24 protein-coding genes are annotated in these 26558 nt (G+C 70.9%); 13 read left to right on the top strand and 11 right to left on the bottom strand.

Annotated elements, in window-relative coordinates; genetic code table 11:
- Position 1: 1 nt before the first annotated feature.
- The 4 genes from AFR_RS25155 to AFR_RS48470 all read right to left on the bottom strand — a co-directional run bounded on the left by AFR_RS25155 (position 2) and on the right by AFR_RS48470 (position 3934).
- Positions 2–1375, bottom strand: a complete 1374-nt coding sequence (locus tag AFR_RS25155; RefSeq protein WP_023363858.1) for a glycosyltransferase family 2 protein — start codon at positions 1373–1375, stop codon at positions 2–4.
- On the bottom strand, positions 1372–2319 hold the full coding sequence (locus AFR_RS25150) for a glycosyltransferase family 2 protein (RefSeq protein ID WP_023363857.1): 948 nt from the start codon (positions 2317–2319) through the stop codon (positions 1372–1374). Before AFR_RS25150 ends, AFR_RS25155 begins: the two co-directional genes overlap by 4 nt.
- Positions 2320–2369: 50 nt before the next feature.
- Entirely contained in the window at positions 2370–3272 is a 903-nt protein-coding gene (locus AFR_RS25145) for a glycosyltransferase family 2 protein (protein WP_023363856.1), read from the bottom strand.
- A gap of 539 nt (positions 3273–3811) precedes the next feature.
- Positions 3812–3934: a hypothetical protein gene (locus AFR_RS48470; RefSeq protein WP_274519430.1), complete on the bottom strand. Its 123-nt coding sequence runs from the start codon at positions 3932–3934 to the stop codon at positions 3812–3814.
- A gap of 203 nt (positions 3935–4137) precedes the next feature.
- On the opposite strand from AFR_RS48470, the gene AFR_RS25140 reads away from it, so the two are divergent.
- The 5 genes from AFR_RS25140 (at position 4138) to AFR_RS25120 (ending at position 9297) form a co-directional block, all read left to right on the top strand.
- Complete coding sequence (locus AFR_RS25140; protein WP_023363855.1) at positions 4138–5073, top strand: sulfotransferase domain-containing protein; 936 nt, start codon at positions 4138–4140, stop codon at positions 5071–5073.
- Between the two features lie 79 nt (positions 5074–5152).
- Positions 5153–6067, top strand: a complete 915-nt coding sequence (locus AFR_RS25135) for a glycoside hydrolase family protein (protein ID WP_023363854.1) — start codon at positions 5153–5155, stop codon at positions 6065–6067.
- Between the two features lie 975 nt (positions 6068–7042).
- Positions 7043–7393, top strand: coding sequence for an S-adenosylmethionine decarboxylase (locus tag AFR_RS25130; protein WP_023363853.1), 351 nt, complete (start codon positions 7043–7045; stop codon positions 7391–7393).
- A gap of 2 nt (positions 7394–7395) precedes the next feature.
- Positions 7396–8226 (top strand): hypothetical protein, encoded by an 831-nt coding sequence (locus AFR_RS25125; protein ID WP_023363852.1) that lies wholly within the window; start codon positions 7396–7398, stop codon positions 8224–8226.
- Positions 8227–8307: 81 nt separating this feature from the next.
- Positions 8308–9297 carry a serine/threonine-protein kinase gene (locus AFR_RS25120; protein WP_023363851.1) on the top strand — a complete coding sequence of 330 codons (990 nt, stop codon included), beginning with the start codon at positions 8308–8310 and terminating at the stop codon, positions 9295–9297.
- On the opposite strand, the gene AFR_RS25115 is transcribed toward AFR_RS25120, so the two are convergent.
- The 3 genes from AFR_RS25115 to AFR_RS25105 form a co-directional block, all read right to left on the bottom strand.
- The gene (locus tag AFR_RS25115) at positions 9282–9899 is read right to left on the bottom strand and encodes a hypothetical protein (protein WP_023363850.1); all 618 of its coding nucleotides are present in this window, start codon (positions 9897–9899) and stop codon (positions 9282–9284) included. The two genes, AFR_RS25120 and AFR_RS25115, sit on opposite strands and share 16 nt — an antisense overlap.
- Positions 9900–9970: 71 nt before the next feature.
- Positions 9971–10837, bottom strand: coding sequence for a universal stress protein (locus AFR_RS25110; protein WP_023363849.1), 867 nt, complete (start codon positions 10835–10837; stop codon positions 9971–9973).
- The gene (locus tag AFR_RS25105) at positions 10834–12324 is read right to left on the bottom strand and encodes an amino acid permease (protein ID WP_052359812.1); all 1491 of its coding nucleotides are present in this window, start codon (positions 12322–12324) and stop codon (positions 10834–10836) included. Before AFR_RS25105 ends, AFR_RS25110 begins: the two co-directional genes overlap by 4 nt.
- Before the next feature lie 338 nt (positions 12325–12662).
- On the opposite strand from AFR_RS25105, the gene AFR_RS25100 reads away from it, so the two are divergent.
- The 3 genes from AFR_RS25100 to AFR_RS25090 are packed head-to-tail and all read left to right on the top strand — an operon-like array spanning position 12663 to position 15329.
- Positions 12663–13013 carry an STAS domain-containing protein gene (locus AFR_RS25100; protein WP_023363847.1) on the top strand — a complete coding sequence of 117 codons (351 nt, stop codon included), beginning with the start codon at positions 12663–12665 and terminating at the stop codon, positions 13011–13013.
- A 41-nt stretch (positions 13014–13054) separates the two neighbouring features.
- Positions 13055–14080 (top strand): alpha/beta hydrolase, encoded by a 1026-nt coding sequence (locus AFR_RS25095; protein ID WP_023363846.1) that lies wholly within the window; start codon positions 13055–13057, stop codon positions 14078–14080.
- Positions 14081–14093: 13 nt separating this feature from the next.
- Positions 14094–15329 (top strand): ATP-grasp domain-containing protein, encoded by a 1236-nt coding sequence (locus AFR_RS25090; protein WP_023363845.1) that lies wholly within the window; start codon positions 14094–14096, stop codon positions 15327–15329.
- A gap of 65 nt (positions 15330–15394) precedes the next feature.
- Here the strand turns inward: AFR_RS25090 and AFR_RS25085 are convergent, their stop codons facing one another.
- On the bottom strand, positions 15395–17005 hold the full coding sequence (locus AFR_RS25085) for a DHA2 family efflux MFS transporter permease subunit (protein ID WP_041841109.1): 1611 nt from the start codon (positions 17003–17005) through the stop codon (positions 15395–15397).
- A gap of 104 nt (positions 17006–17109) precedes the next feature.
- On the opposite strand from AFR_RS25085, the gene AFR_RS25080 reads away from it, so the two are divergent.
- Positions 17110–17583, top strand: coding sequence for a MarR family winged helix-turn-helix transcriptional regulator (locus tag AFR_RS25080; RefSeq protein WP_041842678.1), 474 nt, complete (start codon positions 17110–17112; stop codon positions 17581–17583).
- Positions 17584–17592: 9 nt separating this feature from the next.
- Here the strand turns inward: AFR_RS25080 and AFR_RS25075 are convergent, their stop codons facing one another.
- Positions 17593–18429: a hypothetical protein gene (locus AFR_RS25075; RefSeq protein ID WP_023363842.1), complete on the bottom strand. Its 837-nt coding sequence runs from the start codon at positions 18427–18429 to the stop codon at positions 17593–17595.
- A 65-nt stretch (positions 18430–18494) separates the two neighbouring features.
- On the opposite strand from AFR_RS25075, the gene AFR_RS25070 reads away from it, so the two are divergent.
- A complete protein-coding gene (locus AFR_RS25070; protein ID WP_148308051.1) occupies positions 18495–21272 on the top strand; it encodes a tetratricopeptide repeat protein in 2778 nt (925 codons plus the stop codon).
- A gap of 13 nt (positions 21273–21285) precedes the next feature.
- Here the strand turns inward: AFR_RS25070 and AFR_RS25065 are convergent, their stop codons facing one another.
- Positions 21286–21822: a hypothetical protein gene (locus AFR_RS25065; protein ID WP_023363840.1), complete on the bottom strand. Its 537-nt coding sequence runs from the start codon at positions 21820–21822 to the stop codon at positions 21286–21288.
- Positions 21823–21920: 98 nt separating this feature from the next.
- Here AFR_RS25065 and AFR_RS25060 point away from each other — a divergent pair, with 98 nt between their 5' ends.
- The 3 genes from AFR_RS25060 to AFR_RS25050 are packed head-to-tail and all read left to right on the top strand — an operon-like array spanning position 21921 to position 26033.
- A complete protein-coding gene (locus tag AFR_RS25060) occupies positions 21921–22364 on the top strand; it encodes a DUF5990 family protein (RefSeq protein WP_023363839.1) in 444 nt (147 codons plus the stop codon).
- A complete protein-coding gene (locus AFR_RS25055) occupies positions 22361–25306 on the top strand; it encodes a DEAD/DEAH box helicase (RefSeq protein WP_023363838.1) in 2946 nt (981 codons plus the stop codon). Before AFR_RS25060 ends, AFR_RS25055 begins: the two co-directional genes overlap by 4 nt.
- Positions 25299–26033 (top strand): SWIM zinc finger family protein, encoded by a 735-nt coding sequence (locus tag AFR_RS25050; protein ID WP_023363837.1) that lies wholly within the window; start codon positions 25299–25301, stop codon positions 26031–26033. The genes AFR_RS25055 and AFR_RS25050 overlap by 8 nt, the downstream gene beginning before the upstream one ends.
- A 2-nt stretch (positions 26034–26035) precedes the next feature.
- On the opposite strand, the gene AFR_RS25045 is transcribed toward AFR_RS25050, so the two are convergent.
- Complete coding sequence (locus AFR_RS25045) at positions 26036–26467, bottom strand: lamin tail domain-containing protein (RefSeq protein ID WP_023363836.1); 432 nt, start codon at positions 26465–26467, stop codon at positions 26036–26038.
- Positions 26468–26558 lie beyond the last annotated feature (91 nt).

Here is a 26558-nt window from a genome sequence, read left to right as displayed (position 1 = left end):
ATCAGTGGCCGCGCCGGGCCGCCCGCCGGCCCTGGAGGTAGGCGCGGGGGCCCGCCAGCATGCCGCGGCGGTTCGCGGTCAGGAGTTCGCGGGGGAAGTCCTCGCGCAGCGTCGACACGCGCAGGCTGTCCTTGCTGGTGAGGTCGCGCAGGGCGCCCGGTGCCAGCTTCAGCAGCGGCCAGAGCAGACCGGGGCGCTTCAGGAGCAGGCTCGTGTACGCGGCGGTGAGCCCGGCGCCGTACCCGACCATCTGCTTGTGCAGGCCTTCGAGGTCACGCCGGTGGTAGTGGTGGGTGACCGCGGTGGGCTGGTAGACGATCGTGCCGCCGCCGACGAGGACCTGGGTGAACGCGAGGGTGTCCTCGGAGCCCATGGCCGGGGTGCCGGCGCCGAGCGCGGTGTCCCAGCCGCCGATGCGTTCGATGACACCGGCACGGAAGGTCATGTTCGCGCCGGTGCCGAACGGCGGCAGCGGGTACAGCGGGCTCTGGAGGTGGGCGGTCGCCGGGCTGAACACGTCGGGCCGGAAGCCGCGGCCCTTGCTGTGACCGCCGAACTGCTCGAACCACAGCTGGGCCTTCGTCTCCAGCTCGGCCGGGACGATGACACCGGAGACGACGTCGGCCTCCGGGTGGTCGGCGAGCGCGCGGGCGACCTCGGCGAGCCAGTTCACGTCGGCGTACTCGTCGTCGTCGATCCAGGCGAGGATCTCGCCGGGTGCGGCGGCGACGGCGGCGTTGCGGGCGAAGGAGAGGCCGCCGCGCGGCTCGACCAGGTAGTCGACGTTGCCGCGGCGGGCCGCCGAGCGGACCACCTCGGCGGTCGCGTCGGTGACGGGCGCGTTGTCGACGACGAGGATCCGGAAGTCCGGGTACGCCTGGGCGAGCAGGCTGTCGAGGCAGCGGGCGAGCGCGCCGGGCCGTTCGCGGGTGCAGATCACGACGGTGATCGGCGGTGCGGTGGCGAGCACGGCGCGGCGCCGGGCGAGGAACGCCGGCTCGACGACGGGTGTGATGCCGTCGATCGGCAGTGTGGTCAGGGCCAGGTCGGCGAGGCGGGGCGCCAGGACCGGGCCGAGCTCGGCGTCGATCGCGGCGGCCAGGTCGGCGGGTCGCAGGCCGTGGGCCGGTACGTCGGCGAGCACCGTACCGAGAGGCTCGGTGAAGAGCCGGACCAGCACCCAGGCCTGGAGGACCCGGCGGCCGTCGGGGCCGACACCGGCCACGGCCGGCAGCGGGTCGGCGAGGTCGAGGTCGAGCACGGTCGCGGGCAGCACCTCACCGCTGGGCTCGAACGCGGGCGCGGTGATCATCTCGTCGGTGCGCTGAGCCGGGATCCACACCTGGCCGTTGACGCCGTTCACGCCGGGGGTCATCGGACGGCTCCGGCCAGGCGGCGGGCGGCGACGGTCTCGACGACACCGCCGACTCCGGCGGCGGCGACACCGGCGAGGACACCGCCGGCCTTGAGGGCGTGGTGCGCGCCGCGGCCGCGGGTGGCGGCGACGAGGTTGCGGACGACCGCCCTGGGCAGCGAGCGCAGGTAGTCCTTCTCGGAGCCGAGGCTCTGCGAGCCGTCCAGCAGGCCGGCCATCGCGACCTTGCCGCGGCCCTCGGCGTAGCAGCGGCGCAGGAACCAGCCGAACGTCGACCGCGAGGCCGGGACCTCGTGGCGGATCGTCGCGGTCGGCACGTACATCCAGTGGCCGCCGGAGGCCGCGCTCATGCGCAGGCACAGCTCGGTGTCCTCGGGGCGGTTCTGGCTGCCGACCTTGCCGAAGCCGGTCCGGAAGCCGCCGACCGAGAGGAACGCGTCGCGGCGGACGACCATGCTGGCCGACCACACGTTGCGGATGCGCGCGGTGGTCGTCGGCATCCCCGCGTACGAGCCGCCGACCGCCCAGAGGAACTCCTCGGGCATCCAGCGGGGCTCGGGGCCCTCCCACTCGGGGTTGATCCCGCCGCCCGTACCGACGACCTTCGGGTCCGCGAACGGTGCGACCAGGCTGCCGAGCCACTCCGGGCCGGCGGTCGTGTCGTCGTCGAGGAACGCGATCAGCGAGGTGCTGGTGTGGAACGCGCCGGTGTTGCGGTTGCCGGACACACCCTGGGCGTAGAGGTTCTCCAGGACGGTCACGCCGCCGAGGTCCCGCCGCGCCCGGCGGAACAGCGCCGGGTTGTGGTCGACGACCACGACGATCTCGGCGGGGACGTACGTCTGCGACCGGGCGGAGGCGACGGTACGCACCAGGGCGGGCCAGCGCTGCTCGCTGTGGGTCGGTATGACGATGCTGACGGCGGGACGGGGGGTGGCTTCCACGCTGGTGCTCCTCGGGCAGGGGTGGGGGCGGGACTGCAGAGCGGGGGAGCTCAGTCCTCGCGGGAGGCGCGGGAGTGCAGCGCCTTGCTGTCGTCGGCACGGCGGGCGCCGACCTCGTCGCGGCGCGGGCCGCGGTTGAGGTGGGCGACGTGCTGACGGGAGTCGCCGGCGTCCTGGACACGACCGGTGACACCGGTGTTGAGCGCGTGCATCGGCGTGCGGCCGGCCGCTGCCGGGGCGATGCGCTGGTGCATGATGACGCCGCCGCTGGTGTGGGCGCCGCCGCGGCGCATCCGGCGCATCCGGCCGTACTCGCTGAAGATCGTGCGCAGCACCCGGAAGCCGTCGCGGAAGGTGTTCAGGTTGCTCTGGCCGTGGATGCGGGCGTGCTCGATGCTGCCGACCTCGCCGACCTTCATCCCGTCGGCCGCGGCCCGGATGTTGATCATCGTCTCGATCTCGAAGCCGTCACCCCAGAGCTTCGCGCCGTCGCTGGGCCGCGGCAGCGCCGGGTCCGGCAGGTCCAGCGTCGGGACGACCCGGCGCCAGAAGGCGTTGTAGCCGTAGCAGAGGTCGGTGAACTTCGTCCCGAAGAGGACGTTCACGACGACGTTGAGGCCGTCGTTGCCGAGCTTGCGCAGCGGGGTGATGTCGTGGCTGTGGCCGCCCTTGTCGAAGCGCGAGCCCTTGACGAAGTCGGCGCCGGCGACGAGCTCGGCGACGAAGCTCGGGATCTCGGCCGGGTCGGTCGAGCCGTCGGCGTCGATCATCACGATGATGTCGCCGGTGCAGGCCGCAAAACCGCAGGCCAGGGCATTGCCCTTACCGGTACGCGTCTGCTGCACGATCACGACGTCCGGCCGGAGCTGACGAGCGACCTCGACGGTCCGGTCCTGGGACCCGCCGTCGACCACGATCACCTCGTCGATGCCCGCGGGGAGCTTGGCGAACACATGCGGCAGATTCCGTTCCTCGTTGAGAGTCGGAATGACGACGCTTACGGTCGGTGACGACTGGCCGTTACTCGGCGTGTTTCCGGGAGGCGTGGAGAGCGGCATGGCGGTCCCTTCGGGGGCGGCAGATGCGACGGAATCAACGGTTTCCGGGGGCAGAAACCCAAGTCGCTCGCTTCTGACCACAAATGTAGCCGCACGCTACGTAGCGTCAACTAACCGAAAAGCCAGGGTGCCGGCACCCGTACGGCACCCTTCTTGGGCCAATTGAGCTGGGGATATTCACATCAGCACCAGGACTGGGCTCAAATCCCAGGAGTCACGTTCAGTAACGGACGGGAGGGTTGAGAGCGGGTCGGGAAGGGTATGCCAGGGACATCGGGGAACACTCGGTTCCGAACGCCGCTAAGTAAGACAAAGTCTAAATGTCGTATTTGCTGGATGTGGCTTATGTCACTCAGCGTGTTGTAACTCTTCGTAACCTCTGGGGTGCAGAACGGTTATATCCCCGGCGCGGCAACCGGCCGCAGCCCCGATAGTTAGGTTGTGACCGTGATGTGCGAGCCGGCTCCGCGCCAGGACCAGTGGTCGACGACACCGAGCGTGAAGCGGTGACGCCGCCGGAAGCGCTGTGTGTCTGCGGCCATCAGAAAAGCGCTCACGACCACCACCGCGCGGGGACGGAGTGCACGTTCTGCGGCCCGGAGGTCTGCCCGCGTTATCGCCGGCGACGCTGGTGGCACCGCGGGGCCTGACCTCGCGCCCAGGGGTGAAGAAAACCTACTAACTCTGTAGGCTAACTGTCACTTCAGTGGGGCGCCGCACTGCTCGGCGGCGCGTCGCAGCCGCACGAGGAGGTACCCCCATGCCGCTTCCCGACTTCCTGATCGCCGGAGTGCCGAAGGCGGGCACCACCGCGCTGCACGCGGCGCTCGTCCGCCATCCGGGGTTGTTCCTGCCCGCGGTGAAGGAGCCGAAGTTCTTCCTCTCCGACGGCCGGCCACCGGTCTCGGGCGGCCCGGGTGACGTGCAGACCTACCAGGAGCACGTCTGGCGCCGCGCCGACTACGAGGCCCTCTTCGACCCGGCGCCGGTGGGCGCGCTGCGCGGGGAGGCCACCCCCTTCTACCTGTACGACCTGGAAGCCCACGACCGCATCCGCACGCTGGTCCCGGACGCGAAGCTGATCCTGCTGCTGCGCGACCCGGTCGACCGCGCCCACTCCAACTGGACCCACCTGTGGAACGCCGGTCTCGAGCCGGAGGCGGACTTCCTCACCGCCTGCCGCGCCGAGGGGCAGCGCCGCGCCGACGGCTGGGCCGACTTCTGGCACTACGTCAGCCTCGGCCTGTACGGCCGCCAGGTGCAGCACCTCTACAAGCTGTTCCCGCGCGAGCAGGTGCTGCTGCTGCGCTACCGCGACCTCAAGGACACACCCGCAGCCACCCTCGACCGGGTCTGCGACTTCCTGGGCGTACCGGCCGGGCAGTTGAAGGAGATCCCCCGGGAGAACGTGAACCGCCACGTCGTCGAGGACAACGCCATCAACCGTGTGCTGCGCGGCCTGCTGCGCACCGGCGGGCAGTTCGGCCACCGCTTCCCCGTGCCGTTGCGGCTGGCGGCGCGCGGCCCGATCCTCACGCTGCTGCACCGCAAGCACGGCACCCGCCCGGTGACCACGCCCGAGGAGCGCGCCGCGCTGCTGCCGCTCTTCGCCGACGACATCGCGCTGCTGCAGGACGTGACGGGGGAGAGCTACGACGACTGGATGTCCGTCGACCGACACGCCAAGGCGTCCTAATCCCTATCTTCCCCATAGATGATGCAAACTACTGCGGATACTCTTCGCTGTGCCGCTGATGCCACGAAACGGAGCCGCCTTGTCCATCGGAACCCAAGCCCTGCCGTTACCTCGCTGGGAAGACGCCACGGTTGTCGTCGAGCCGCCCGGTGACGAACCGGGAGCATGGGCCGGCGCCCCCTCCTCGATCGTCGCGGACGGTGACGTCTACCTCGCGTACAGGCTGCGTCTCCCGATCGGTGAGGGCCGCGGCATCTCCAACGTCGTCGCCCGGTCCACCGACGGTCTGACCTTCACCGTCGTCGCCGAGGTCTCCAAGGACACCTTCGGCGCCGAGTCCCTGGAACGCCCGGCCCTGGTCCGCACCCCCGAGGGCCGGTGGCGCCTCTACGTCAGCGCCGCCACCCCCGGCACCAAACACTGGCGGGTCGACCTCCTCGAGGCCGCCACCCCCGAGGGCCTCGCCACGGCGACCCCCCGCACGGTCCTCGCGGGCGACGACACGATCGGCGTCAAGGACCCGGTGCTGCACCACGACGAGCACGGCTGGCACCTGTGGGCCTCGGTCCACCCGCTCGAGTCGTGGGACGACGCCGACCGCATGACCACCGAGTACGCCACCAGCCCGGACGGCATCCACTGGACCTGGCGCGGCACGGCCCTGGCCGGCCGCCCCGGCCGCTGGGACGCCCGCGGCGTCCGCATCTCCTCCGTCTCGGTCGACGGAGACACGATCGTCGCCGCCTACGACGGCCGGGCGACAGCCGGCGAGAACTGGGAGGAGCGCACGGGCACGGCCCGCGGCCTCCGCCTCCCCGACGGCAGCTTCGGCGAACTCACCGCCGAGGACGGCGAACCCGTCGGCAGCCCCCACGCCCCCAACGGCCTCCGCTACCTGAGCCTGGTCACCCACGACGACGGCCGCCGGCGCATCTACTACGAAGCCACCCGCGAGGACGGCGCCCACGACCTCCGCACCGAACTCGCCTGGTGACCCGGTTCAGCTTCGTGAGAGCCCCGTCACCAACCAGGGGCCCGCGTCACCCATGGTGATCGACTTCGCCTAGCGTCAACCCCATAACGCCCGGTCCCCGGCGCCCGCCACCATCAACGGCGGATCTGTGCAGGGACCGTCCATGGCGGAACCCGCCCCACAAGGCCGGGTTCCGCCATGTTTTTTGTGCCCCGATCAGGATCAACATCAAGGTCATGTCGTGCCTGATTGCAGGGTTCTGACCGTCGCTCACGCCGAGACCGGGCCCGGGCACCCAATCGCCTGGCGGCTCATGAACGGGCACCCGCACCCTGCCAGGTCCGTGCTGGGTCACCCACGATCGCCGGTGCGTTCGCCCTGACACGTAGGGGACTCCCTCGCACGACATCGGCGTCCGCCGGGCGGTGAGGGCGGCGTCCAGGCAGACGAAGGCCGCTGAGATCAGCGCGATGTGGGTCGGGTCGTGCGGGTCGTGCGGGTCGGCGCCGGCCAGATCGGTAAGCGGTTGTCCGCAATGATTACTCAGCGTGTGGAGGCTGAGGCTGAGTGGTGTGATGCAACCCCGCTGCACCCTGGTGGACACATAGCGTGACGGCATTTCGGGTGATGAGTGCCACCCCGACGAGTCGGACATCGGCAGATCGTCACCGTCGGCGCCGATCGTGGCAGTCCAGCCGCCGCCGGGGGGTCTGAGTCCGGCGTCCTCATGTGTGCTGGTCCGGGCGATTCCCCTGGGGCCAGGGGCGATCGGTGGGGCTGGTGATTTAGCGGCCTGGTCGTTCGGGTGGGGTAGGGGAGCTGAACGGGTTTTGTCACGGTGGTCGGGAGGGCGGTTGACCCTGCGTCACCAGCCGGTAGATTTGGTGCAGAAGCGAGCAAGGCTCGTCAAAGCTGCAAATCGCCCACCACCTCACCGTCGGTAACGGTCCTGCGTCACCGACAGTGAGCGTTGCGCACCGAAAGGCTCCCGCCGCGATGCTGGACTTCAAGGACCTCGCCCCGGCCATCCACCGGCAGCGGATGGTCGTCGAGGGCTATCCGACGTTCGTGATCACCGATGAGCACATCAAGGACTACCTGCGGAAGCTCTCGGACGTCACGGAGATGATCACGATCATCGACCCCGTCACGCACGTCAGTGATCTCTACGGCTGGGCCGGGTGGATCCACTGGGAGACCTCCGGCGCGCACTTCTACTCGTGGGAGCGCCCGATCTCGTTCTTCAGCGTGGACATCTACACGTGCAAGGCGTTCGATCCGCAGCTGGTCCTGGACTTCACCGAGGCGTACTTCCGGACCACCGAGATCGTGGCCAAGGAGTTCTGAGCATGATCACGACGACTGCCCGCTACGACCTCGGTGCCGCCGCCGCCCGCGGCATCGTCGCCGGGTTCCTGGCCGCCCACCCCGGCAAGGGGCGTTTTGTCACCGCGGTGGCCGGGCCGGACAGTGAGCTGGCCGCCGTCGGTCGTTCGCTCGAGCGCCAGATCTTCGAGGAGACGTTCGGCAACAACGCCGACGTGATGGCCGCCGAGTACGGCCCGTACGAGAGCAGCAGCCTGTTCTTCGTGGTCCTCGACCGCAAGCGTGGTGTGCCGGCCGGTGTCGCCCGGATGATCGAGAGCCGGGGTCGTGGGGCGAAGACCGTCGACGACGCGCCGCGGCACATCGGGGTCGACGTCGAGACGATCCTCGCCGTGCACGGGATGACGGGGCAGAAGGTCTGGGACTGCGCGACGCTCGCCGTGCCGCCGGAGTACCGGGGCGGGCGGTCGTCGCTGCTCGTCAGCTCGATGATCTACCGCACCTTCCTGGTGATGGGGCGCCGCGCCGGCGTACGGCACGCGGTGGGCATGCTGGACCGGGGCGCGTTCCGTAACCTGGGTATGGTCGGCATGCCGCTGGAGGCTGTCGCCGGGTCCGAGCCGTTCGCCTATCTCGGGTCGGCGGAGAACCGGGCGGTCTATGTGGAGTTCGGCCGGATCGAACCGGCGGTGCGCGAGCAGGCCGTCCGGATGCGTCGTGCGGCGCGTCCCGGAGTGGCGGCGCTCACACCGTCCGGTTTGCGCAGGCTCCTCGTCCGGCGGGTCGCGGCGCAGGTGGCCACGCGCATCGGTACAGGTAAAGATGTCGACGAGCACATCATCGTGGCCGAGTAGTTACCCCGTACGGATGATCCGCGCGTTTGTGCTGGCAAACGCGGGGGTACCGGTGGGTCAGCAACGACAGGGGGACGGCACATGCGAACGCTGGGCGGGCGGTACCAGCTCGAACAGCGCATCGGTATCGGTGGCATGTCCGAGGTGTGGCGGGGTCACGACCAGGTGCTCGACCGGCCGGTAGCGGTCAAGATCATGGCGCCCGCCGTCGAGGGCACGCTGGGTGAGACCAACGGCGTTGATCTCGTACGCACCGAGGCCCGTTCCGCGGCCCGGCTGGCACACCCGAACGTCGCCGGGGTGCACGACTTCGGCACCTCCCCGGCGCCGGGTCAGGACGTGCCCTACATCGTCATGGAGCTCGTCGACGGGCAGACGCTCAGCGAGCACCTCAACGCGGGCATGTTCGACTGGCGCATCGCCGTGCGCATCTGTGCCGAGGTCGCCGCCGCACTGGCCGCCGCGCACGGCGAGCACGTCGTGCACCGGGACATCAAGCCGGCGAACATCATGCTCACCCCGGCCGGGGCGAAGGTTCTGGACTTCGGCATCGCGGCCGCGATCGGCAGCCACGACCCCGACCCCGACGGCCCGGTCATGGGTACGCCGGCGTACGTCGCCCCGGAACGCTTCGAGGGGCTGCCCGCGACACCGGCGTCCGACATGTACTCGCTGGGTGTGCTGCTCTACCACTGCCTGTCGGGACGGCTGCCGTGGAACGCGGCGAGCCAGACCGAGCTGGTCCACTCGCAACGTTTCCAGGACCCGGAGCCGCTGCCGCACATCGAGGGCCTGGCCCCCGAGGTGCTGGACCTGTGCTCACGCTGCCTGCACAAGGACCCGGCCGAGCGGCCCACCGCGCTGGTCGCGGCCCTCCTGCTCGCCGAGGCCGTCGACGCCCGTGTCTACGTTCCGCTGGTCGACCTGGGGGCGGCGGCGATGCAGCGGCCGTCGGTGTCGGCGTGGGACACCCGTGCCGCCGAGGCGCCGACCAACGTGTCCCTGCCCGACGCCCACCTCGACGACGCGCCCACCTACGACGAGCGTCCGGGGCGTCACCGCGCGGGCTGAGCCGCCAGCCAGCGCGGATAAGTCGCCCTCGTGACGTTCACCGCGGGGTTCCGCACGACGTGCAGGGCGAAGCGGGCGCGGTCGTCGTCGATCGTCACGATCCGCTCGACCGGCGCGACCTGGTGCAGCAGGCTCGCGTACCTCCAGTCCTTGCAGCGGTAAGGGCGGTGCAGGGCGGCGACGATCAGGTCGGCGATCTCCGGCCCGAGCTCCGGCGGCACGCCCTGGCGGTGCAGGTTCCGCAGGACAACTTCCTTGGCCGTCCAGATCGACCACATCCAGGACTCGGTCAGCTCGGCGGGGTAACGCTCCTCCCACTGCAGGTAGAGCACTGCGTAGGGGGCGTACCGGGCACGGACCTGCGGATCCTCCGCGGAGCAGAAGGCGCTCACGAGCCCTTTGAGCGTCCGTTCGGTCTCGCGGACGAAGGCGTGGGCCAGCGGCACGAAGTCCGGGCGGGTCCAGACCTTGTTGTACCGCCGCAGCGCCTCGGAAGCGCCGGCGATCACCGCCTGGTTCCGCCGGCGGGCCGCCGCGCGGACGGCGTCGTCGGGGGAGATCAGGTCGAAGACCCAGGGCTGGTCGTCGGGGAGGACACGCACCGCCGCAGCATGCCAGGCGTGCGCCCGGTCCGCCGCCCGGGAGCGCTCCGGAGGGCGGACCGGGACATCGTTCAGCCGCTGCGCGGGACGACCACCACCGGCCGCCGGGCCCGCCGGACGAGCCGGGCCGAGACCCCGCCGAGCAGCACCCGCCGCGCCGGGCCGTACCCGCGTGAACCGCAGAACAGCACGTCCACCTCGTCGAGGTCGGCGAGCGACTCGAGCACGTCACCCGCGCGGACCTCCCAGTCGGCCTCGACGTCGACCGAGGCGGCGGCCCGGCTCAGCGACAGCTCGTAGGTCTCCCGGGCGGTCTCCAGGAACGCGTGCTCGGCGTCCTGCCCGACGAGGAACGGCAGTGTCGCGTCGGCCTCCGCGACAACCGTGTAGAGCCGCAGCGGGCTGCCGGTGCGCGCGGCCAGCCGGGCCGCCATGTCGAGCGCCGCCCGGCCGTCGGGCGTGTCCACGTAGGCCACGCCGATGCGGCCGACCGCGCCCGGCGGTGTCTCCATCGCGGCCGGGGCGACCGCGACCGGGCAGACGCTGCCGGCCAGCAGACGCTCGGCGGTGCTGCCCGCGAAGAGCCGGTGCCGGGGTCCCGCCCGGCCCGACCCCACCACGATGACCTCGGCCTTCAGCTCCTCGGCGAGGTCGTGCAGCCCGTGGGCCGCCGACGTCGAGGCGACAACCCGGTAGGTGACCTCACCGGTGGCGCCGGCGAGCACCGTGCGAGCGCCGTCGAGCACCGCCTCGGCCGCGCGGTGCCGGTCCGCGATCCACTCGGCGTCGACCCGGCCGGAGCCCAGCGCGGACGGCGCCGGGTGCACGACCGCGACGACCAGCGGCGCGTCGAGCGTCTGCGCCGTCCACCGGGCCAGGACCAGGGCGTCGGCACCCGACTCGCCCCCGTCGACGCCGACGATGACCGGGGCGGTCACTTCTTGTCCCCGGGCGGCACCTCGGGTGTGCTGTCCCGGGCCCAGCCGGGTGTGCCCCCGTCGTCCGCCGCCGGCTCGGTCCGCAGGCGCGAGTGCTTGTACCCGTACAGGAAGTAGATCGCGAGTCCGAGGGCGAGCCAGACCACGAACCGGATCCAGGTGCTCAGCGGGAGGTCCGCCATCAGGTAGACCGCGAACAGCACACCCAGGATCGGCAGCACCGGCGACCACGGCACCCGGTAGGGCCGGGGCATCTCGGGCCGGGTCCGGCGCAGGATGATCACACCGATGTTGACCAGCACGAACGCGAACAGCGTGCCGATGTTGACCAGTTTGACGATCTCGGACAGCGGCACCAGCGCCGCCAGGATCGAGATCAGGACGCCGAGGCCGATGGTGAGCCGCGCCGGGGTCCCGTACCGCGGGTTGACCTTCGCCAGCCGCTGCGGCAGCAGTCCGTCACGGCACATGGCGAAGAAGATGCGCGTCTGGCCGTACAGGATGACCAGGACGACGCTGGTGATCGCGACGACCGCGCCGAGCGCGAGGATCGAGGCCGCCCAGCTGATGCCCGCGCCCTGGTCCAGGGCCGCGGCCAGGGGTGCGTCGCTCGACTCGAGCTGCTCGGGGCTGGCGATGCCGAGGGCGCCGACGGCGGTCAGCACGTAGAAGATCGTGCAGATGACCAGCGAGCCGATGATCGCCAGCGGCAGGTCCTTGGCCGGGTTCTTGGCCTCCTCGCTGCCGGTCGAGACCGCGTCGAAGCCGATGTAGGCGAAGAAGATGATCGCCGTCGCCGCGGTGATCCCGTCGGTGCCGGCCGGTGCGAACGGGTGGAAGTTGCCGGTGCCGAAGTTGAACAACGCCACGACGATGAAGAACAGCAGCACCGCGAGCTTCACGCCGACCATGACCAGGTTGACCCGGGCGCTCTCGGTGACCCCCCGGACCAGCAGCAACGTGATGGCCAGGACGATGAACACGGCCGGCAGGTTGAAGATGCCGCCGTCCTCGGGGGACTTCGCGATCGCGTCCGGCAGCGCCACCCCGAACGCCGCGTCCAGGAAGGCGTTCAGGTTGCCGCCCCAGCCGACCGCGATGGCGGCGACCGACACGCCGTACTCGAGGATCAGGTCCCAGCCGATGATCCAGGCGACGATCTCGCCCAGCGTGGCGTAGGTGTAGGTGTACGCGCTGCCCGAGACCGGGATCGACGAGGCCAGCTCGGCGTACGAGAGGGCGGAGAACGTGCAGGCCACCGCGGCCAGCACGAAGGAGAGGATGACCGCCGGGCCGGCGATGCCGGCCCCCTCGCCGATCACCACGAAGATGCCTGTACCGATGATGGCGCCGACGCCCATGGCGGTCAGCTGGGTGGGGCCGACGGACTTCTTGAGCCCGTGCCCCTCCTGGGTCGTCTCGGAGACAAGTGCCCGGACGTCGCGGATCGCGAACATCCCCGGCCGTCGGCCTGAGCCTGTGACCATGCTGGTCCCACCCCTCCACGTGCCGGCGGCCGCGCTGTGTCCGCCGTGGTGGATCACGCACCCGGCCGCGCCCCGGGTGGTTGCCGGATGCGAGCGGGTGCATTGCCGGCCACCGCTGACACCGTGGTCCGGGACCTGCGGAAACCGCAAGATGATCTGCGCGATCTGGCAATCTTGGTCGCAGCGCTTGCCCATCCGTGGACGCGGTGGGTGACGTACCGATCACAGCGGAGCGCACTGACTGTCCGGCCTGGTCACCGAATCGTCGGGCAACCTGCGAGGGCGGTGGCAGGCGTTGTACCGTGAGCCAACGGGCAACCGGTTCGGAGGTCGGGTACATGGGCGAAGCCGTGATGACCACGCGGCGCCAGGCGGACGGCGCCATCGTGGTCGACGTGCGCGGCTCCCTCGACGCGGCGACCGTGGACGCCCTGCGTTCGGCGCTGCTGACCACCCTCCACGCGGAGCACCCCGTCACGATGATCGTCGATCTGACCTTCGTCACTTTCATGGACTCGATGGGCGTCGGCGCGCTGGTCTCCGGTTACAACGCCGCCCGCGAGACCGGCACCCGGTTCGTGCTGCGCAACCCGAGCGAGTTCGTGCACCGCCAGCTGCGGATCACCGGCCTGGCGGACATGTTCGGGTTGCCACCCACCTCACCGAGCAGCCAGACCTACACCTCGTAGACCCGTGGGCGGCCGGGCCGTCCGCCGGTTATGGTGCCGTCATGGAACCGGCGGTGGGGGCGTGGTGCGGGACCACCGAGGTCTGCTTCCGCCTTCTTGATCAAGAACATCGGCTGGCCTCCGTCCGCCTGCGGTCGGCGGCGGCGCGCGGCGACTTCGTGTACGACGCCGGGAGCCGCGTGTGGGAGCTGCGGTTGCCGCGGCCGCCGGTGCAGCGGATCGAATATCAGCTCGAGCTCGGGCACCCGGACGGCCGCACCGAGACGGTCGCCGACCCCGACAACCCGCTGCGCAACGGCGACGCCTCGGTGCTCCGGAGCCCCGGCTACGAGGAGCCCGGCTGGCTGCACCTGCCGCAGGCCACCGGCCGGTGGCGCGACGTCTACGTGCCGATGCCGGCCGTCCGCGGCGAGCTGGTCGCCCGGATCTGGTCGCCGGACACACCCACCGACCGCGTCCTGGTCGCCCACGACGGCCCCGACTACCACCGGTACGGCGAACTCGGCCGCTACACCGCCGCGATGATCGGGGCGGGGCGGGTGCCGCCGTACCACCTCGTGCTGCTGCCGCCGGGTGAACGCTTCGAGTGGTATTCGTGCAGTCCGGCGTACGCGCGGTCCCTGGCCCACGACGTCCTGCCCAAGATCGCCGCCGAGCTGGGCACCGACCGGCCGGTGGTCGGCGCCGGCGCCAGCCTCGGCGCCCTGGCGATGCTGCACGCCCAGCGCCGGCACCCGGCGGGCTTCGCCGGACTGCTCCTGCAGTCGGGCAGTTTTTTCCAGCCGCGCTACGACAAGCAGGAGTCCGGCTTCGGGCGCTACCTGCGCATAGTCCGCTTCACCGGCCGGGTGCGCCGGGCCACGACAGCCGCCTCGCCGGTGCCCGTGTCGATCACTTGTGGTGCGGTCGAGGAGAACCTGGCGAACAATCGCGACATGGCGGCGGTCCTGGACCGGCAGGGTTACACCGTCCGCTTCACCGAGGTTCCCGACGCGCACAACTGGACCGGCTGGCGCGACGCCCTCGACCCCGAACTGACCACGTTGTTGCAGCAAGTGTTCCTTTAGCGGGAGGCGCCCAATGGCCGACGTCGAGCACACCATCGGACTGCTGCTGGGCAACGAGGACGACTGGCCACGGGCGTACGAGGCGCTGCTGCGCCGCGTCGGCGTGATCACGGACTCGCAGGGCCGCAGTCACCGCACCCGCAGCGTGCGGGTGACCATCGAGCCGTTCAACCTGCGCGACAAGCCGAAGCACGACCTGGTCATCGACCGGCTCGCCTACTGGTACTACCACCCGCGCGAGTGGCTCAAGAAGATCGCGCTGATGGACGACGTGTACCTGCTGAACAGCCCGTTCACCTTCCAGTCGATGGAGAAGCACGCCGCCTACTGCGCGATGATGCGGCTCGGGCTCAAGGTTCCCGAGACGGTCCTGGTGCCGTTCAAGAACCCCCTGGACAACTCCCGGTACGCGTACACGTCGCAGCGCTACAACCAGTCGTTCGACCTCGAGGCGCTGGCGGAGTCCGTCGGCTACCCGATGTACATGAAGCCGTACGACGGCGGCGCCTGGGTCGGCGTCTCCAAGATCCGCAACGTCGACGAGCTGCACGCCGCGTACGACGCGTCGGGGGAGCGGCTCATGCACCTGCAGGCGGCGGTCGAGGACTACGACGTCTTCGCCCGGTCCCTCACCATCGGCCCCGAGACGATGGTGATGAAGTTCCGCCCCGAACTGCCCATGCACGAGCGGTACGCCGTCGACCACAACTTCCTCAGCCCCGAGGCCGGCGACGAGGTGGTGACGATCTCGCGCCTGGTCAACGCCTTCTTCCGCTGGGAGTTCAACAGCTGCGAGTCGCTCGTCCGCGGCACCGAGGTCCACCCCATCGACTACGCCAACGCCTGCCCCGACGTGGCGGTGACGTCCCTGCACTACTACTTCCCATGGGCGATGTCGGCGCTGCTGCGCTGGACGATCTACTGCGTCGTCACCGGGCGCAAGCCCCGCCTCGACACCGACACGGCCGCGTACTTCGCCATCGGCGACGACCCGTCACTGTCGTACCAGGAGAAGCTGGCCGGATATCGCAAGCTCGCCGACGACTACTTCGAGATCGAACAGTACGAGGAGTTCTGCGCGAAGCACCTCGGCCACGTCGACGAGATGGTCGCGGACTGGGTCGGATCCGAGGAGTTCCGCTCCCTGCTGCGCGAGACGGTCCGGGCGATGTACCCGCCGCACGAGCACGAGCGGTTCCTCGGCCACTTCAACGGCCTGATCGACGCCTGGCTGCGCGACCACGGCTGACTCACGAAGGCCCGACATCCTTGATGTCGGGCCTTCGCCGGCGGCTCGAAGGCTGACTTCACGGCTCACACGGGCAGCTCCTCCGGGATCTCGGCTGTCACGGCCGTGCGGGGCGCCGGGATGAGCAGTGTCGCCAGCACGCCCAGCACCAGGAAACCGGCGGCGACGTACGAGCCGAGCTCGACGCCGTGCGTCATGGCGTCCCGGGCTGCCCGGGCGACCACCGCCGTGACCGGGTCGCCGGCCAGCGGCGCAATGACCGCTCCCGCGCTGTCCGTGACGGCCGCGGCGAAGCGGTCGATCTGGTCGCCCGGAAGGTCCTCGGCCCGCAGGTTGGTCCGCACGCCGTTGTCCAGCGCCGAGAAGAAGATCGTCGTGATCGCCGCGATGCCCAGCGCCGAGCCGAGCTGCCGGAAGGTCGACTGGATGCCCGACCCCTGGCCGCCCTGGTCGTCCGGCACGTCGGCGAGGACCACGTTGGTGACCTGCGCCGTGGCAAAACCCACCCCGATCCCGTACCCGAACAGCACGAGCGCCACCGACCACCACGGCGCGCTGGTGGTGGCCGCGACAACACCGAGTGCGGCCAGCGTGACCGCTTCCAGGACCAGACCGATCCGGACGAGCGCGAGCGCGGACAGTTTCAGGCCGAAGCTCAAACCGCTGGCCAGGAAGCTGCCCAGCGCGAGCGGCACCAGCGCGAACCCGGCCTCCAGCGAGGTGTAGCCGAGCGTGAACTGCAGCCACAGCGGGATCACCGCGATGATGCCGAACTCGCCGAGGCCGATGATCAGCGTGGCGATGTTGCCGTTGCGGAACGACGAGATCCGGAACAGCCGGGTGTTCATCAAGGGCTCGCCGCCGGAGCCGTTCCTGCTCAGGCTCACCTGCCGCCGGACGAACAACGCGAGCAGCGCGGCGGCGATCACGAGAGCCACGAACACCGGTGACAGCCCGCCGTCCCAGGTCTGCCCGAGGACGGTGAAGGGACTCCTGCTGGTCACCCAGCCGTATACGCGGCCCTCGATCAGGCCGAAGGCCAGGGCGGCCAGACCGGCGAACGACAGGAGTGCACCCGGGACGTCGACCCGCCCGGCGGTCCGCTTCGACATCGGGATGAACACCAGGGACAGCGCGACGATGACAACAACCAGCGGAATGTTGATTCCGAACGCCCAGCGCCAGCTCGCGTGTTCCGAGAGCCACCCGCCGAGCACCGGCCCGAGAGCCGTCGCGGCGCCGATCGTCGAGCCCCAGACCGCGTACGCCTGGCCGCGGGCCTTGCCGGTGAAGGTCTGATTGAGCAGGGACAGTGAGGTCGGCAGCAGCATCGCGCCGGCCGCACCCTGGAGGAAGCGCGCCAGGATGAGCACGTTCCCGCTCGACGCGATCCCCGCGAGCAGGCTCGTGACACCGAAGACCACCGCGCCCAGGACGAACACCCGGCGTGCGCCGACGAGGTCCGCGACACGGCCGAAGAGCAGCAGCAGCGCCGCGAACATGATCGCGTACGACTCCTGGACCCACTGCGCCTGCGACGAGCTGATCCCCAGGTCGTCGATGACCGAGGGCGTGATCACGTTCACGATCGTGGTGTCCACCACGATCATCGACACTCCGAGCGCGATCGCGACCAATCCCCACCACTGGCGGGGTCCTACTGACGATGCGGGCATGATGCCCTCCCAACTAGTTAGACCGTGACACTATTACACGATCAAAACTTTTGATCCTGGTAAGGTCTGTGATCTACCCGGCAATCGAGCGGAGGCAGCACCCGGTGGCAGACACGGCGAGAGAACCGAATGCCCAGCGCGACCGGCTGCTCGAAGCACTCCGCGCCCACGGGATGGCCTTCGCCGAGCTCGGCCGGCACTTCGGCGACCGGATGGGACTTCACACCACCGACGCCAACGCCCTGGTGGAGATCCTCTCGGCCCAGGACACCGGCCACCCGCTCACTCAGGCCGGGCTCAGCCAGCGCATCGGCCTGACCCCCGGCGCGACCTCGTCACTGCTCAACCGGCTCGAGGAGGCCGGCCACGTGACCCGCGCCCGCGACAGCGCGGATCGCCGCGTGGTGACCCTCCGCGCGACCGACCACGTCGAGGGCATGCTGGACCGGTTCTTCGACCCCCTCGTCGACCGGGCCACCACGATGATGAGCGACTACTCGCCGCAGACCCTGGCCGAGATCGAGCGCTTCCTCACCGGCTTCGTCGCCATGATGGACGCCTACCGCACCGAGGGCTGACCGCGTACGTCAGGGAGTCGGTGCGGGGCGCAGGCGTTGCAGGGCTTCGTGGAGGAGCCGGTCGTCGGGGCTGCCGGTCCAGGCCACGACCTCGATGCCCGTGCTGTTCCGGGCCGCGAGGAAGGCGTCGATCGCGGGGCGGCTCAGCGCGGTGACGACCAGGATTCCGCCGATCGTGGTGTGACCCGCTGCGACGTCCCGCTGGAGACGGTCGACGGCCTGCAAGAGGGTGAGTGTGGGGATCGGCTCCCGGGCGTACCGGATCTGGACGAGGACTTCGCGGCCCCGCCAGGAAACCGCGACGGTGGCGTTCTGGCCGGAGACGTCCGCGCCGAGGGCGGCGGCCTCGCGCTCGACGGCCGTCCTGGCACTCTCGAGGTAGCGCAGCTGTTCCGCGCGTTCCCGCAGCTCCTCGTCGTTGCTCAACGTCGTCCGCAGGTCGTCGAGGAGCGCGGCCGCGGCCGGGTCCGAGACCTCGATGGTTCCCTGCTGCGGCGCGGTTCCGTCGTCGGTGGCTTCGAACATCGCCAGGATCGACTTGATCGAGCTCTGCTGCAGGCGGTCCGCCGGCGGTTGCTGGGCGCGTTCGGCCAGCTGTGTCAGCATCGCGAACGTCACGTGGTGCGGCAGGGCGACCCGCTTGTCCTTCTCGACCACCGCGCGGTCGTAGACCCAGGTCAGGGTGGTCCACCAGCGCTCGTTCGCCTGCTGGGACTTCGTGTGCCGCAGCTGCTGGGTCGCGATGCGGGCGGCGATCAGGGCCGCGGTCAGCGCCATCAGGCCGCCGAAGCCCGCCGAGGTGAGGAAGCGCTGCCAGAACGGTTCGGCGGCCAGGACAGACGTCAACGGCTGGTCCGATCTGGGGGACGGCGTCGTCCGAGCGTACCGGCTCGGGGGTCGACAGTGGACCGGTGAGCGGTAAGGTACGGACGGTGACCGCTGTGCTGCCACCGCGCCACGTCCACGCCAACGTCCCGATCGTTTCGGCCGCCGATCTGCAGCTGGTGGAGTCACCGCTGGTCGGCGACGCCTGTGAGCCGCCGTTCGGCAGTCTCCCGGATGTCGTCCGCGGGCGTGAGGCCCAGATCGGCGAGCTGCGGGTGCTCGCCGCCGCGGGTGGGGTGGCCGTGCTGTCCGGTGAGATCGGCTGCGGGAAGACCACCATCGTGCTGGCCGCCGCCCGGGCCCTGGCCGGCGACCACACCGTCTTCTGGGTTCCGGCCCATCAGCGGGCTTCCTTCGTCGACGCGATGGCCGCGGTAGCGTCGCGGCTCCGGGTGAGCGGTGCCGAGATCACTCGCGCCCGCGAGGAGGGGTCGGCCGATCTGGCCTGGCGACTGCTGACAGCACCACCGGACGCCGCGACCGGTTCCGCGCGGAACATCCTGGTGATCGACAACGCGGACGACCCCGGTCTCGCCGCCGACGTCATCCGCCGGGCACGGGGACTCGACCCGGAACGGTGGCTGACGATCGTCACGACCCGGATCGTCACCGGCCTCGCCGGGTCCGGACCGGCCACCACGCTGACGATCGACCGGCTCTCGGACGAGGACTGTGCTCACCTGCTGCTGGACCGCATCCGGGAGCTGGACGACCACCGCCGCTTCAGGGCCCTGCCGGCAGCGCTGGAGGCGGTGGGGCTGCTCGGCCGCGTTCCCCTCGCCGTGCACCTGGCCGGGTCGGCCCAGGGGAGTTCCGTCGCCCGGCACACGCTGTCCGGGTACGTCGGTGAGCTGAGCCGCGCACCCGTGGGCCGGCCCGGTCTCCGCGCCGACGAGCCCGCCTATCACCTGCTGCGGGCCCTGAGACCGGCCCTCGACGCTTTCGGCGCCGAGGAGAAGGACACCGCGCTGCGGCTGCTGGCGGTGCTCGCCGGGAGTGCGCCGGGACGGCCGTTCCCGCTCGGTGCGCTGGTCGTCGCGACAGGGCCCGCCGAGACGCCGCTGGCGTACCGCAGTGTCCGGCTCCTGGCGCAGTCCGGGATCGTCACCATCGGCACCGACGACAACCTGCACGTCGCCACGATCCATCCGCTGGTCGCCCGGGCGGCCGCACACCTCGACGGCGGGCCGGCGACCGCGGCGCAGAGTGTGCGCGGTGCCGCAGCCGGGGCGCTCGACGCGATGACCCGGCCGGGCGGCTCCACCCGTCCCGGCGACGACGAGTGGCAACTGTGGCGGCTGCTGATCCCGCACGTCCGCCATGTGCTGACCAGCCCCGGATCCGACGGTGACGTCGTGGTGCTGCGGGTCGCCCACCGGGCCGTCCGGCAGCTGACGAGCCACGGGATGCACCGTGCCGCCGCCCAGCTGGCCGAGGACGCTCTCGGGCGTACAGGGAGCTTGCCCGCAGGGCAGGAAGGCGCGCACCGGACCGCCCTGCTGGACCGCGGTCTCACCCTCCAGGCCTGCGGCGACGACCTGAAGGGCGCGTTCCGCCACCTCAGCGACGTCGCGCTCAGGACGCGCCGCGACTGCCCGCCCGACGATCCCGAGGCGATGCACGCCGGTCACTGCCTCGCCGCTGTCCTGCACGAGCTGGGTGACCTGACGGAGGCCGAGCAGCTGTTCCGGCCGGTCCTCGACGCCCGCCGGGACGTCCTCGGCGCCGGCCACCCGGACACGCTCACGACCATGCAGTGCCTGGCGGCGGTCCTGCAGGCGGCCGGACGCGCCGGCGAGGCCGAGGAGATGCTCCAGCAGGTCCACTCCGGGCGGGTGCGTCAGCTCGGCCCGGATCACCCCGACACCCTCACCACCCGGCACAGCATCGCGTACGCCCGGCAGGCCGCCGGCGGGCCCGGCGCGGAACGCGACTTCGCGCAGGTGCTCGCCGACCGCCGGCGTGTGCTCGGCGAGACCCACCCGAACACCCTGATCACCCGGCACAACCTCGCCTGGATCGAGCAGGCCGGGGGCAACTACGCGGCGGCGGAGGACCAGTTCCGCGCGGTCCTGCAGCTGCAGATCCCGCGGCTGGGGCGAGCCCACCCGCACACGGTCGCCACGGCGGCCAACCTGGCCTGGGACCTGCTCCAGCAGAGGCAGTTCACCACCGCACGGCTGCTCTTCACCCAGGTGCTCAAGATCCGTACCGGCCGGCTCGGCAGTCTCCACCCGGACACCCAGACCACCCGGGGCAACCTCGGCTGGCTCACGTACGAGGAGGGTGACTTCGTCCGCGCGGAACGCCGCTTCCGCAAACTCCTCGGTGACCGCACCCGGCTCCTGGGCGACCACCACCCGCGTACGCTGACCACCCGCCACAACCTGGCCCTCAGCCTGCGGTCCCAGCGCCGGCTCCCCGAGGCCCGCGACGAGTTCATCTCGGTCCTCGGTGACCAGGAACGCGTGATCGGCGGCTCCCACGACTCGACCCTGGCCACCCGTTACAACCTGGCCGTCACTCTGCGCATGCTCAACGACGACATGTGGCTCACCGAGGCCATGTCCCTGCTCGACTCGGTCCTGGCGACGCTCCGCGGCCGGCCGAACCCGCTCCTGCGCCAGACCAAACGCGAGCTGGTGACCCTGCTGGCGATCAGAAGCGGCCGCGCCGACGTCCACGAGCTCCTCGACGACGCCACCTTCGAAGCACCACCGACCACCACGGCCGACGACCCGCTGGTGCGCCGCTTCGTCGACGACGACATCGACGACTTCGTCGACCCCGACCTCACCGACTGAGCCTCCTCACCCGTCAGGGCGCGAGCCGGGGCAGGTGAGGGAACTGCTCGACGGACCCTCCACCGATGCCGAGACTCCGGCGGGCAGCAAGATAAAAACCGTCCCGGGCCTCGTTCATGAGATCCACACGCTGTTGCCACTCCGCCGGGTCCGGCACCTCCGCGCGGGCCTGGCGTTCGAAGGCCCTGGTGGCGTCGCGCCACTCCCGCGCGGCAGCGACGGTGAGCTCGTCGCCCAGCAGAAGCAGCGACTCCCAATCCTTCGTCTTCCGGACGTTGGCGGCCGCCAGCTCCTGCAGACCGAGCTCACGCTCGATCGGTATCGAGTGGGAATCGGCCCGATCTGCCGCACTCAGCCGGAAGCCGAGACCGGTGATCTCCTTGAGCGTGGCCGCGAACGTCGTGTACGCCTCGAGCCGCCTCTGGTCCCAGCGGACGTTCTGGTCGCGCCGCCACCGCAACCGATCGGTCAGCAGGCTGGACGTCATCGCACCGGCGGCGCCGAGCGCAACACCGACCAGAGCGGGCAAGGATTCTGAGAACGTCGGCATCGGCCGAGCGTGACGCAACCGCGCAAACCACACCACCGGACGACGGTCGTGGGCTGGGCGCGCTTCGAGTGTCGGGGGGTCGGCCTAGAGTTCAGGGGGTGCACATCCGGATCGAGGGAAGCGACCTGCCCGGCCGTCGTGGCGGCGTGGAGGCCGACACCCTGCGCCTGGGGAACGTGCAGGTCGGTGTCCAGCGCAAGACCGAGGTGGTCGACCGGGTCCCGGCCGATGCGGATGCTGCCACCTGGGCGTTCGAGGTGACCAGCCGCGAGGTCGACGGTCTGCTCGATGTCGGCGGGCCCTACGTGCACGGCCGCCCGGGTGCCCGGTTTCTTTATCTGAGCTGGGGTTCGGCCGACGGCGACAGTTTCGCGATGTTCCGCCGCGCCAAGTTGCTCTTCGGGGACATACCGACCGCGATGCTGCGCGCGGCGCACGACGACGGCGGGGTGCTGACCGGGGAGCTCGGCCTCACCGACGCAGATGGTGGCCCACGCTGCGCCCGCGTGCGGCCGCCGGACATCGTCTGGCACTTGACGTGACGGTGGTGGCGCACGGTTTCATCGCCCGCGACGGCACCCTCTGCCTCTGGACCGAGACCGACACCGGCGAGCGGGGATCGGCCCGGGCCCACCCGTTCGCGGTGGCGCCGGCCGGGGCGGATCGGACGGCGACGTTGCTGCTGCCTTCCACGTCCACCGGGCCGTTGCCGTCGCCGCAGCTCGGGTTGCCGGCGCGGCGGGGGCAGCCGCGGTTACGGCCGTGGCAGGTGCCGGCGGTCGCCGTCCCGTTTGTCACCGACGACCTTGCGGACGAGTTCGGGGCACGGGCCGCGCCGTCGCTGAGCTATCTCGCCGAGGTCTGCACCTTCGCGGCGGACCTGGTCGCGCGCGGGCGGGTACTGCCCGGTGTGCTGACCGACGGGCCGCGGCCCCGGGCCCTGTGGCGGCCGGTGCTGACCGGCACCGACGCCGCACGGCACGCTGACCTGCTGCGCCGCATGCCACCGGCCTGCCGCGCCGAGCGGGCCCGTCCCGGCGACGTCGACGGGCTCCCCGCCGCCGACACCCTGCACGCCGCGCTGCACCGCCTGGTCGACGGTCTGGTTCGCACGCGACTTGCCGAGGCCGGCGTGGACCTGTCCGGTCCCGCCTGGCTCACGGCACTCAGCGCCGATCCCGAGTTAGAGGACGCCGGGCAGCTCGACGCTGTTGCCGACGCACTGGACAAGTGGCACGGCGAGGCGAGCAGCGGTGCGGTGGTGCGGGTCTGTTTCCGGTTGAGCTTCCTGCCCGAGCTGGAGCCCGAGGAGCCCGACGCCACCGGCGCGCCCGAGGCGAGCGGCGCCGAGGATGCGTGGTTGCTCGAGTTCCTGTTGCAGCCGCTCGACGAGCCCAGCCTGCTCGTCACCGCCGCCGACGTGTGGCGGGACAGGAGTGCCCCGCTGCGGCGGTGGACGCATCATCCGCACGAGCGGCTCATCGCCGGCTTGGGGCGGGCCGCGAGGCTCTTCGAGGACCTGGATCCCGCGCTGCGGGTGGCGCGGCCGGTCGAGCTGGTGCTGGACACCGCGGGGGCATACAGGTTCCTCAGCCACGCCGCGCTGCTGGAGCAGGCCGGGTACGGCGTGCTGCTGCCGGCCTGGTGGCGGGAGCCGCAGAGCCTCGGGCTGGCGCTGGAGGTCCGGGCGCGGGACGAGGTCGCCCCGGTGCTGCGGGACGAGGCTGCCGACCTGAGGTCGATGGTCGGCTACAACTGGGGGCTGGCGCTGGGCGGACGCACGCTGACCGAGGACGAGCTGGCCGAGCTGGCGCGCGTCAAGGTGCCGTTGGTGCGGTTGCGGGGGCGGTGGGTCTACCTCGACGCGGAGCGGTTGCGGGCGGGGCTCGAGTTCCTGCGGCGCGGCGGGGGCACGATGACCGCCGGGGATGCGCTGCGGATGATCCGGCTGCTGCCGCCCGAGGAGCTGCCGCTGCCCGTCACGGCGGTCGACGGCAAGGGCTGGCTGGCCGACCTGCTCGCCGGGCGGCTGGGGGAGCGGCTCGAGCTGCTCGACGCGCCCGCGGGCCTGGTGGGGACACTGCGGCCGTACCAGCTGAGGGGTTTTTCCTGGCTGGCTTTCCTCGACGGGCTGGGGGTCGGCGCCTGCCTGGCCGACGACATGGGGCTCGGCAAGACCGTGCAGTTGCTGGCGTTGCTGCTGCATCGCGGGGGCGGGCCGACGCTGCTGATCTGTCCGCTGTCGGTCCTCGGCAACTGGGTGCGGGAGGCGGAACGGTTCGCCCCGGGGCTGCGGGTCAAGGTGTTGCACGGCGCTGACCGGCCCGACCCGGTGCATCTGCTCGACGGGACGGACGTGCTGCTGACGACGTACGCGACCGCCACCCGCGACGCCGACGCCCTCGCCGCCGTGCCGTGGGACCGGGTGGTGCTCGACGAGGCGCAGCACGTCAAGAACAGCGCGAGTGGCACCGCGAAGGCCGTGCGCCGGTTCGACGCGCGGCACCGCATCGCCCTGACCGGCACACCGGTCGAAAATCGTCTGGCCGAGCTCTGGTCCATTCTCGACTTCCTCAACCCGGGGCTGCTCGGCAGCGCCCACTCGTTCCGGGCGCGGTTCGCCGTGCCGATCGAGCGGTACGCGGACGAGGACGCCGCCGCGCGCCTGCGCCGGGCGACACGACCGTTCATGCTGCGGCGGGTCAAGGCGGACCCGTCGGTGATCGACGACCTGCCCGACAAACGGCACACGCGGCACCTGTGCGGGCTCACCACCGAGCAGGCGACGCTCTACCAGGCCGTTCTCACCGAGATGACCGGCCGGCTGACCGACGAGACGGAGATCCGCCGCAAGGGCATCGTGCTGTCCGCGATGACCAAGCTCAAGCAGGTCTGCAACCACCCGGCGCAGCTGCTCGGTGACGGCTCCCCGCTGCCCGGCCGCTCCGGCAAGCTCGAGCGCCTGGAGGAGATCCTCGACGCCGTCCTCGCCGACGGCGAAAGTGTTCTCTGCTTCACGCAGTTCGCCCGGTTCGGCGCGATGCTGGTCCCGCACCTCGCGGCCCGTTTCGACGTCCCGGTCCGTTACCTGTACGGCGGGACGACACGCCGGGCCCGCGATCAGATGGTCGCGGAGTTCCAGGCCGACAAGCGGCCCGGCATCTTCGTGCTGTCGCTGAAGGCCGGTGGCACCGGCCTCAACCTCACCGCGGCCAATCATGTCGTCCACGTGGACCGCTGGTGGAACCCGGCCACCGAGACGCAGGCGACCGACCGTGCCTTCCGCATCGGCCAGAACCGTGACGTGCAGGTGCACACCCTCGTCTGCCTGGGCACCCTCGAGGAGCGCATCGACCGGCTGATCACCGACAAGGGTGTGCTGGCCGAGCGGGTGGTCGGCAACGGCGAGGGCTGGCTGAGCGGTCTGAGCACCGACGAGCTGCGTGACCTGCTCGCCCTGTCACCGGAGGCCGTTGTTGACTGACCGATACTCCGGGCCGTTCATCGCGATGTTCGAGTCCCTGCGGATGGCGCCGACGTTCTCCCGCGGCCGGCGGGACGCGCGCGCCGGGCACGTCCGGCACCTGACGATCTCCGGCAGTCTGGTGACGGCCCAGGTCCGGGGCCCGGACGACACCGCGGCGTTCCGGTCGCGGATCGCGGTGCGCGCGTTCGGTGCGGCCGAGTGGTCACGCGTGGAGGACGACCTGGCCGCTGAGGCCCGCTTTGCCGCCGACCTGCTGGCCGGTCGCATGCCCGACGACATCGACACCGTGTTCACGAAAGCGGGGCTGACCCTGCTGCCGTTGTCGCTGAACGAGGTGGCGATGGACTGCAGCTGCGAACGCTGGCCCATGCCCTGCATCCACCTCGCCGCGACCTGTTACGCCCTGGCCCGGTCGTTCGAGGAGGACCCGTTCGGGGTTTTCGCCTGGCGCGGGCGGTCCCGGGACGAGCTGCTCACCCGGCTCAACCAACTGCGCGGAGTCGCGGCCCCGGCGACGCCGGCGGAAGAGACGCCGGACGGCGACCTGGGCGACCTCACCGATTTCTGGAACGGCGCCGAAGCCGCGCCGGCGACCGCGGTGGGCGACGCGGGCCGGCCGGATCTTCTGCTCGACCAGCTCGACCCGCCCCCGCTGCACGTGGGCGGAGTCCCGCTCGTCGAGGTTCTCCGCCCGGCCTACCACGCGCTCCCGCCGCGGACCTGACGTCAGCAGCTGGTGAAGCTGCCCTTGTTCGTCCACGAGCAGGTGTCCATGACCTTGCCCGCCGCGTCCTTCAGCGTGGCCTTGTCGCCGGTGTTGTTCCAGATGTAGGCGCCGCTGCCCCAGAAAAGCGTGTAGGGCGTGTTGGTGCCTTTACCGGTACGCACCCAGACGCTTTCGTGGCCTTTCACTTTCACACTCCCGAACGTGTACACATGGGAGCTGTTGTCGCGCAGCGTGTAACCCTTGAGGTCGACCGTCCGGCCGAACTTGCTGGTGATCTTGACGTATTCGGCGTTCAGGCTGGCATTGCTGCGGGTGTCGCTGCCGGGGGAGTTGTAATAGACGCCGGTGATCTGGAACGGCAGGGTAGCCGCGTCGGCGGGCAGGGCGATCATCGTCACTCCACCGACGGCAACTGCCGCGGTGGCGGCCATGGCGATCCTGGCTTTTCTCATCGTCGCGCCTCTTCCGGACCGGGGTTGATTCCTTTGTGGTCGGCCCAGGCTAGAAGCGCGCCGGATCGCG

The organism is Amorphoplanes friuliensis DSM 7358 (genome assembly GCF_000494755.1).
Taxonomy (GTDB): Bacteria; Actinomycetota; Actinomycetes; order Mycobacteriales; family Micromonosporaceae; genus Actinoplanes; species Actinoplanes friuliensis.
The sequence above is the reverse complement of the archived record's forward strand: the minus strand, read 5'-3'. Positions and strand labels throughout refer to the sequence as shown.

What these genes read in the sequence shown, in the direction of transcription:
- AFR_RS25090 (WP_023363845.1), top strand. Translation starts at nt 14,094, where the DNA reads ATGGCCGACGTCGAGCACACCATCGGACTGCTGCTGGGCAACGAGGAC.
- AFR_RS25130 (WP_023363853.1), top strand. Translation starts at nt 7,043, where the DNA reads ATGCTGGACTTCAAGGACCTCGCCCCGGCCATCCACCGGCAGCGGATG.
- AFR_RS25105 (WP_052359812.1), bottom strand. Translation starts at nt 12,324, where the DNA reads ATGGTCACAGGCTCAGGCCGACGGCCGGGGATGTTCGCGATCCGCGAC.
- AFR_RS25120 (WP_023363851.1), top strand. Translation starts at nt 8,308, where the DNA reads ATGCGAACGCTGGGCGGGCGGTACCAGCTCGAACAGCGCATCGGTATC.
- AFR_RS25125 (WP_023363852.1), top strand. Translation starts at nt 7,396, where the DNA reads ATGATCACGACGACTGCCCGCTACGACCTCGGTGCCGCCGCCGCCCGC.
- AFR_RS25095 (WP_023363846.1), top strand. Translation starts at nt 13,055, where the DNA reads ATGGAACCGGCGGTGGGGGCGTGGTGCGGGACCACCGAGGTCTGCTTC.
- AFR_RS25155 (WP_023363858.1), bottom strand. Translation starts at nt 1,375, where the DNA reads ATGACCCCCGGCGTGAACGGCGTCAACGGCCAGGTGTGGATCCCGGCT.
- AFR_RS25045 (WP_023363836.1), bottom strand. Translation starts at nt 26,467, where the DNA reads ATGGCCGCCACCGCGGCAGTTGCCGTCGGTGGAGTGACGATGATCGCC.
- AFR_RS25100 (WP_023363847.1), top strand. Translation starts at nt 12,663, where the DNA reads ATGGGCGAAGCCGTGATGACCACGCGGCGCCAGGCGGACGGCGCCATC.
- AFR_RS25065 (WP_023363840.1), bottom strand. Translation starts at nt 21,822, where the DNA reads ATGCCGACGTTCTCAGAATCCTTGCCCGCTCTGGTCGGTGTTGCGCTC.
- AFR_RS25085 (WP_041841109.1), bottom strand. Translation starts at nt 17,005, where the DNA reads ATGCCCGCATCGTCAGTAGGACCCCGCCAGTGGTGGGGATTGGTCGCG.
- AFR_RS25140 (WP_023363855.1), top strand. Translation starts at nt 4,138, where the DNA reads ATGCCGCTTCCCGACTTCCTGATCGCCGGAGTGCCGAAGGCGGGCACC.